Annotated in this window: 5 protein-coding genes; 4 read left to right on the forward strand and 1 reads right to left on the reverse strand. The window is 71.9% G+C overall.

What is annotated here, in order from left to right; all coding sequences use genetic code 11:
* The first annotated feature begins 24 nt into the window (after positions 1-24).
* The 3 genes from ACZ56V_RS34260 to ACZ56V_RS34270 all read left to right on the forward strand — a co-directional run bounded on the left by ACZ56V_RS34260 (position 25) and on the right by ACZ56V_RS34270 (position 4,643).
* Complete coding sequence (locus ACZ56V_RS34260) at positions 25-2,079, forward strand: M4 family metallopeptidase (RefSeq protein WP_467383485.1); 2,055 nt, start codon at positions 25-27, stop codon at positions 2,077-2,079.
* Positions 2,080-2,403: 324 nt separating this feature from the next.
* Positions 2,404-4,053, forward strand: a complete 1,650-nt coding sequence (locus ACZ56V_RS34265; protein ID WP_468947502.1) for a M4 family metallopeptidase — start codon at positions 2,404-2,406, stop codon at positions 4,051-4,053.
* Between the two features lie 80 nt (positions 4,054-4,133).
* Positions 4,134-4,643 (forward strand): DUF1990 family protein, encoded by a 510-nt coding sequence (locus ACZ56V_RS34270; protein ID WP_365866442.1) that lies wholly within the window; start codon positions 4,134-4,136, stop codon positions 4,641-4,643.
* 37 nt (positions 4,644-4,680) lie between these two features.
* Here the strand turns inward: ACZ56V_RS34270 and ACZ56V_RS34275 are convergent, their stop codons facing one another.
* Positions 4,681-7,299 carry a glycosyltransferase family 1 protein gene (locus tag ACZ56V_RS34275; RefSeq protein ID WP_468947504.1) on the reverse strand — a complete coding sequence of 873 codons (2,619 nt, stop codon included), beginning with the start codon at positions 7,297-7,299 and terminating at the stop codon, positions 4,681-4,683.
* 368 nt (positions 7,300-7,667) lie between these two features.
* On the opposite strand from ACZ56V_RS34275, the gene ACZ56V_RS34280 reads away from it, so the two are divergent.
* Positions 7,668-8,273, forward strand: a 606-nt coding sequence (locus ACZ56V_RS34280; RefSeq protein ID WP_467383480.1) for a maltotransferase domain-containing protein, incomplete at its 3' end; no start/stop codon positions are given.

An 8,273-nucleotide genomic window follows, 5' to 3' on the forward strand; every position in this document is an offset into this window, starting at 1 on the left:
GCGGCCACGCAGAAGGAGTCAGTGTTGAGCAGCAGCACTCCCCACAGACGCACCTCCCACACCACCGCTTCCGCCTCCTCCCGTCGCGTCACGCACCGGCGTGCCGCGGCCGTCGCGCTGGCCGGTGTCGCGGCTCTGATCGCCACGGCGGTCCAGTCCGGCACCGCCACCGCGGCCCCCGACCCGTCACCCGCGAAGGGCAACGAGCTGGTCGTGCTCAGCCCGTCCCAGCGCGCCGAGCTGATCCGCGACGCCAACGCCACCAAGGCGGAGACCGCCGACGACCTGGGCCTGGGCGCCAAGGAGAAGCTGGTCGTCCGGGACGTGCTCAAGGACCGCGACGGCACCCTGCACACCCGCTACGAGCGCACCTACGACGGCCTGCCCGTCCTCGGCGGCGACCTCGTGGTGGCCAGTGAGGCGGGGAAGACGGAGCAGGTCGTGAAGGCCACGGCCAAGGCGATCAAGCCGGCCACCGTGACGCCGAAGATCTCCGCCGCGAAGGCCGAGTCGCAGGCGGTGTCGGCCGCTGAGGCCGCCGGAGCCGAGCAGCCGGACGCCGACCGCGCCCCGCGCAAGGTGATCTGGGCGGCGAACGGCACTCCGGTCCTCGCGTACGAGACGGTCGTGGGCGGCCTCCAGGAGGACGGCACCCCGAACGAGCTGCACGTGATCACGGACGCCGCCACGGGCGCCAAGCTGTACGAGTACCAGGCCATCGAGAACGGCACCGGCAACACGATGTACAGCGGCACGGTGACGCTGGGCACCGCGCAGTCGGGGTCGTCGTACACGCTGACCGACACGGCGCGCGGCAACCACAAGACGTACAACCTCAACCGCGGCACCTCCGGCACCGGGACGCTCTTCACCGGGTCCGACGACGTGTGGGGCAACGGAACCGCGTCCAACGCGGAGACCGCCGCCGCCGACGCCCACTACGGGGCGGCGCTGACCTGGGACTACTACAAGAACGTGCACGGCCGGTCCGGCATCCGCGGCGACGGCGTGGGCGCGTACTCCCGGGTCCACTACGGCAACAACTACGTCAACGCCTTCTGGTCGGACGACTGCTTCTGCATGACGTACGGCGACGGGTCGGGCAACACCAACCCGCTCACCGCCATCGACGTGGCCGGGCACGAGATGACCCACGGCGTCACGTCCAACACCGCGGGACTCAACTACAGCGGCGAGTCCGGCGGCCTGAACGAGGCCACGTCCGACATCTTCGGCACATCGGTCGAGTTCTACGCCAACAACTCCTCGGACGTCGGTGACTACCTCATCGGCGAGGAGATCGACATCAACGGCGACGGCACCCCGCTGCGCTACATGGACAAGCCCAGCAAGGACGGCGCGTCCAAGGACTCCTGGTACTCGGGCATCGGCGGGGTGGACGTCCACTACTCGTCGGGCCCGGCCAACCACTTCTTCTACCTGCTGAGCGAGGGCAGCGGCACCAAGACCATCAACGGTGTCACCTACAACTCGCCCACCTCGGACGGCCTCCCGGTCACCGGCATCGGCCGCGCCAAGGCGGAGAAGATCTGGTTCCGCGCGCTGACCACCAAGTTCACCTCGACCACCAACTACGCGGGCGCCCGCACCGGCACCCTCGCGGCGGCCGGTGAGCTGTACGGCACCGACAGCGCCGAGTACACCGCGGTGGCGAACGCGTGGGCGGGCATCAACGTCGGCTCCCGGCCCGGTGGCGGCGACCCCGGTGACGGCACCACGTTCGAGAGCACCACGAACGTGAACATCCCCGACTACGGGTCCGCGGTGACCTCGTCCCTCACGGTCTCCGGCCGCACCGGCAAGGCGCCGAGCAACCTCAAGGTGGGTGTGGACATCGTGCACACCTGGCGCGGTGACCTGCAGATCGACCTGGTAGCGCCCGACGGTTCGACGTACCGCCTGAAGAACAGCGGCAACGACCCGGCGGCGGACGTGCACGAGACGTACACGGTCAACGCCTCCTCCGAGACGGCCAACGGCACCTGGAAGCTGCGCGTCCAGGACCAGGGCCCGGCGGACACCGGCTACATCGACGCCTGGCGGCTCACCTTCCCGTAGGCGGACCGGCCCACGGGGGCACCCTCCCAAGTCGGGGCGCCGCTCCGGAGGTTCGATTCCTCCGGGGCGGCGCCCTCTCCATGTCCGCCCCCAACCGCCCCTTTTTGCCAAGCACTTACCGCCGCCTTGTTGTCACTTGACCGAGGTCACACGGCCTTCACATTCCCGCACCACACACCCGGACGACGATTTTCGGCCAACATCATCACGCCCTCCTGACATGTACGCGCCTTCGGTGTCAGTCTTCCGTCACCCACAGCACCACTTCGCAGCAACCGGCCGGACACCCCACGCCGTCCGGATCCCCCCACCGAAGGAGCTTGTGTGTCTTCCGTCTTCGCGCGCCACAAGCGCACCACCCTGGCCCTCGCCACCGCGGTCGCCGCCGGAGCGATGCTCACCACCGGCCTGACCGCGGGCAACGCCGCCGCCGACAGCACCGCGCCGTCGGCCCTGCCGGGCGCCCCCGTGCTGCTGTCCGGCACCGCCCGCAGCGCGCTCGTCCAGGAGCAGCAGGCCGGCGCGGCCGGCACCGCCCGGGAGATGGGTCTCGGCGCCAAGGAGAAGCTGGTCGTCAAGGACGTGGTCAAGGACCGCGACGGCACCCTGCACACCCGCTACGAGCGCACCTACGACGGCCTGCCCGTCCTCGGCGGCGACCTCGTCGTGCACACGTCGCGGTCCGGCGCCACCAGAGGGGTCACCAAGGCGACCAAGGCCGCCGTCGAGGTCGCCACCGTCACCCCGAAGGTGAAGGCGGCCAAGGCCGAGCAGCAGGCGCTGTCCGCCGCCCGGGACGCCGGGTCGTCGAAGACCGCGGCCGACTCCGCGCCCCGCAAGGTGATCTGGGCCGCCGAGGGCAAGCCCGTCCTCGCCTACGAGACCGTGGTCGGCGGCCTCCAGGACGACGGCACCCCCAACGAACTGCACGTCATCACCGACGCCGCCACCGGCGCCAAGCTGTACGAGTACCAGGGCGTCGAGACCGGCTCCGGCAAGAGCCTCTACTCGGGCACGGTCGAACTCGGCACCACCAAGTCGGGCTCGTCGTACCAGCTCAACGACACCGGGCGCGGCGGCCACAAGACGTACAACCTGGCCCGCAAGACCTCCGGCACCGGCACCCTGTTCACCGACGCCGACGACACCTGGGGCACCGGCGCCGCCTCCAGCGACCCCCAGGACCAGACCGCCGCCGTCGACGCCGCCTACGGCGCCCAGGTCACCTGGGACTTCTACAAGCAGAGCTTCGGCCGCAGCGGCATCAAGAACGACGGCAAGGCCGCCTACTCCCGCGTCCACTACGGCAGCAACTACGTCAACGCCTTCTGGTCGGACAGCTGCTTCTGCATGACCTACGGCGACGGCACGGGCAACACCAACCCGCTGACCTCGCTGGACGTGGCCGGCCACGAGATGAGCCACGGCGTCACCTCCAACACCGCCGGCCTCGAGTACAGCGGCGAGTCCGGCGGCCTCAACGAGGCGACGTCCGACATCTTCGGCACCGGCGTGGAGTACTTCGCGAACAGCTCCGCCGACAAGGGCGACTACCTCATCGGCGAGCGGATCGACATCAACGGCGACGGCACCCCGCTGCGCTACATGGACAAGCCCAGCAAGGACGGCGCGTCCAAGGACTACTGGTCCTCCGGCCTCGGCGGCGTCGACGTCCACTACTCCTCGGGCCCTGCCAACCACTTCTTCTTCCTGCTCGCCGAGGGCAGCGGGGCGCGGACGGTGGACGGGGTGGCCTACGACTCCCCGACCTCGGACGGCTCCACCGTCACCGGCATCGGCCGCGCCAAGGCGCTGCAGATCTGGTACAAGGCGCTGACCGCGTACATGACCTCGACGACCGACTACGCCGGCGCCCGCGCGGCGACCCTGAGCGCGGCGTCCGACCTGTACGGCGCCGACAGCACCGAGTACAAGACGGTGGGCGCGGCCTGGACCGCGATCAACGTGAACTGACCCGGAGCGACAGCGGCACCAACACGGCGGGCGGCACCCGGAACCAGGAGTTCCCGGGTGTCGCCCTACGCTTGGTGCCCATGTCCTTCACGTACGACGACGTCGGCGCCACCCGCGAGCAGGGCGCCTGCCCGCCCGGCTTCCGCCCCATGCACGTACGCACCCGCCTCGGGGAGGGCGAACCGGTGTTCCGGCGCGCGGTCGAGGCCGTGCTCACCTGGGAGATGCACCGGGAGATGGGCGTCGGCATCGACGCGAGCGCGGAGCGTGCCGCGCCCGGGGTCGATGTCACCGTCACCCTCGCCGGCATGATCAAGGCGCCCTGCCGGGTGGTGTGGACCCTGGAGGAGCCGCGCCGGGCCGGCTGGGCCTACGGCACGCTGCCCGGCCATCCCGAGTCCGGCGAGGAGGCCTTCGTGGTGGACCGCACAGGTGACGGCACCGTGTGGCTCACCGTGTCCGCCTTCAGCCGCCCCGCCAAGTGGTACGCCAAGGCCGGCGGACCGGCCGCCCGCGCCTTCCAGCACGCCTACGCCCGCCGGTGCGGCACCGTCCTGCGGCGGCTGAGCGGCGGCGACGAGCAGGACTGAGCCCGCCCCGCCGGCCACCGCCCGGCCGCCGCGGTGCTCACCGCATCAGCAGGCCCGCCGCCTCCACCAGGTCGCCCGAGGGCACCGCGACGAGGCCGGTCTCCACGCCGGACGCCAGCAGCCGGTGCGCGGGCAGGACCCGGACCGTGTAGCCGAAGGGTCCGGTGCGGTCCAGGGCGAGCGGGCCCTCGTACACCCAGCGGCCCTCCAGGTCGGGGCCGCCGACCGGCTTCAGCGGCACCTTCGCCGCGTCGGTGATCCGGTCCTCGGAGTCCACCCGGCCGGAGACCGCCTGCACCTCCACGTCCTCCGGCGCGAGGTCGCCGAGTTTCACCCGGACCCGCAGCCCGAGGGTGGCGCCGAGTTCGGCGCTCGCGGTGGCGGCGGACGTCTCCACGTGGTCGACGCTCACCCCGGACCAGGCCGCCCGCACCCGCGCCTTCCACTCGGCGAGCCCGCGTGCGGAGTCCGGGTCCATCGCGCGGTGGGCCTCGGCGGCCGGTGCGTAGAGCCGCTCGACGTACTCGCGGACCATGCGGCCGGCCAGCACCTTGGGGCCGAGCAGGCTGAGGGTCCTGCGCACCATCTCCAGCCACCGGTCGGGCAGCCCGCTCGCGCCCCGCTCGTAGAAGCGCGGGGTGATCCGCTGCTCCAGCAGGTCGTAGAGGGCGTTGGCCTCTATGGCGTCGCGCCGGTCCGGGTCGGTGCCGGCGCCGTCGGCGGTGGGGATCGCCCAGCCGAAGTCGGGCTGGTACCACTCGTCCCACCAGCCGTCGAGGACCGACAGGTTGAGGCAGCCGTTGAGCGCCGCCTTCATGCCGGAGGTGCCGCAGGCCTCCAGCGGCCGCAGCGGGTTGTTCAGCCAGATGTCGCAGCCGGGGTAGAGCTTCTGCGCCATCGCCATGCCGTAGTCCGGCAGGAACACGATGCGGTGGCGCACCCGCGGGTCGTCCGCGAACCGCACCAGTTCCTGCACCAGGCGCTTGCCGCCGTCGTCCGCCGGGTGCGCCTTGCCCGCCACGACGATCTGGATCGGCCGCTCGGGATGCAGCAGCAGGTCCATCAGCCGGTCCCGGTCGCGCAGCATCAGCGTGAGCCGCTTGTACGACGGGACGCGCCGCGCGAAGCCGATGGTGAGCACGTCCGGGTCGAGGACGTCGTCGATCCAGCCCAGCTCGGCCGTCCCGGCACCCCGCTGCCGCCAGGAGGCGCGCAGCCGCTCGCGCACCTCCTCCACGAGCTGGGCGCGCAGGGTGCGGCGCAGCTCCCAGATGTCCTGGTCGGGGATGTCGGCGACCGAGTCCCAGCGGTCCGAGCCGCCGACGGCCAGCGCGTCCTCGGCCCGCTGCGCGCCGATCTTCCGGGCGCCGAGCCGGAGCACCTCGGGGGCCACCCAGGTCGGGGCGTGCACGCCGTTGGTGACGGAGGTGATCGGCACCTCGTCGGCGTCGAAGCCGGGCCACAGTCCGGCGAACATCCCCCGGCTGACCCCGCCGTGCAGCAGGGAGACGCCGTTGGCGCGCTGGGCCAGGCGCAGGCCCATCACGGCCATGTTGAAAAGGTTGGGCTCGCCGCCGGGGTAGGTCTCCATGCCGAGCCTGAGGACGCGTTCGACGTCGATGCGCGGGAGTTCGGAGTCGGGGCCGAAGTGGCGGGCGACCAGCTCACGGTCGAAACGGTCGATTCCGGCCGGGACCGGGGTGTGGGTGGTGAACACGGTGCCGGCCCGCACCGCCTCCAGGGCGGCACCGAACTCCAGGCCCTCGTCGCACAGTTCGGCGATGCGTTCCAGGCCGAGGAAGCCGGCGTGGCCCTCGTTGGTGTGGAACACCTCCGGCGCGGCGTGGCCGGTGAGCCGGCAGTAGGTGCGCACCGCCCGGACACCTCCTATGCCGAGCAGCATCTCCTGGAGCAGCCGGTGCTCGCTGCCGCCGCCGTAGAGCCGGTCGGTGACGCCGCGTTCGCCGCCCTCGTTCTCCTCGACGTCCGAGTCGAGGAGCAGCAGCGGCACCCGGCCGACCTGGGCCAGCCAGATCCGGGCCCGCAGCTCCCGGCCGCCGGGCAGCGCCAGGGCGACGTGCGCGGGGGTGCCGTCGCCCTCCTTGAGCGGGGCGAGGGGCAGTTCGTGGGGGTCGAGGACGGGGTAGTGCTCCTGCTGCCAGCCGTCCCGGGAGAGGGACTGGCGGAAGTAGCCGTGGCGGTAGAGCAGACCCACGCCGACGAGCGGCACCCCCAGGTCGCTGGCCGCCTTGAGGTGGTCGCCGGCCAGGATGCCGAGGCCGCCGGAGTACTGGGGCAGCGCGGCGGTGATGCCGAACTCGGGCGAGAAGTAGGCCACGGCGGCCGGGAGTCGGCCCGGCTGGGCCTGGTACCAGCGGTCGCCGGTCATGTAGTGGTCGAGGTCGTCGGCCACCGCGGTCAGCCGGCGCAGGAAGCGCCGGTCGTCGGCCAGCTCCGCGAGGCGCGCGGGCGGCACGGTGCCGAGCAGCCGTACCGGGTCGCGGCCGGACGCGGTCCAGCACTCGGGGTCGACGGACTGGAACAGGTCGCGGGTCTCCGGGTGCCAGGACCAGCGCAGATTGCGGGCCAGATCACTGAGCGGCCGGAGGGGGTCGGGGAGAACGGGACGGACGGTCAGTCGACGGATCGCCTTCACCCGGTCGACGTTACCGCGCGATGTGTCCCTTTCTGGGGCCTTCGCCCTGATGCGCCGGACAGTTATGACGCGCACGGCGTGTCGATATGGCCGGATCTTTCCCCGTCGGCCTTCTTGTGACACTTCGGCCCGGACGGAAAGCTGCACATGTCGCGACGAACGCTGATTGCGGGAGCGGCATCCGGGAAAGCGACGGTCAGGTCGCCGCGTGTGTCGCGTTGTCGACATACGCGCGAGTAGTTAACAAAGTGCCGGATTGCCCACCGGAAGGGTGTGGGAAGGCTCCTGCGGTACACCCCGCACGCACCACGCAGGACCCACCTCCCCAGAGTCATCCGCCCACCCAGTTGACGCGGACAGGAGCGGTCATGCCCGCCACGCACCACACGTCAGCAGTCCCCGCGGAGAGCACCACCGTCGTCGGGCGCATCCCCGTCCTGGACGTCCGCCCGGTCGTCCAACGGGGACGCAGACCGGCCAAGGCAGTCACCGGCGAGACGTTCCAGATCTCCGCCACCGTGTTCCGCGAAGGGCACGACGCGGTGGCCGCCAATGTCGTCCTGAGAGATCCACGGGGCCGGCCGGGCCCCTGGACACCGATGCGGGAGCTGGCCCCCGGCACCGACCGCTGGGGCGCGGAGGTGACCGCGGGCGAACCCGGGCTGTGGTCGTACACCGTGGAGGCCTGGGGCGATCCGGTCACCACCTGGCGGCACCACGCGCGGATCAAGATCCCGGCGGGGATGGACACGGACCTGGTCCTGGAGGAGGGCGCCCGGCTGTACGAGCGGGCCGCCGCCGACGTCCCCGGCAGCGAGGACCGGCGCGAGCTGCTGGCCGCCGTCGACGCCCTGCGGGACGAGAGCCGGCCGCCCGCGTCCCGGCTGGCGGCGGCGTTGACGCCCCGGGTGGACGCGGTCCTGGCCCGCCACCCCCTGCGGGAGCTGGTCACCTCCTCCGACCCGCTGCCCCTG

Source organism: Streptomyces sp. NPDC034099 (assembly GCF_055575415.1).

Excerpts from the sequence above, each read along its gene's own strand:
- ACZ56V_RS34270 (WP_365866442.1), top strand. The coding sequence starts at position 4,134 with ATGTCCTTCACGTACGACGACGTCGGCGCCACCCGCGAGCAGGGCGCC.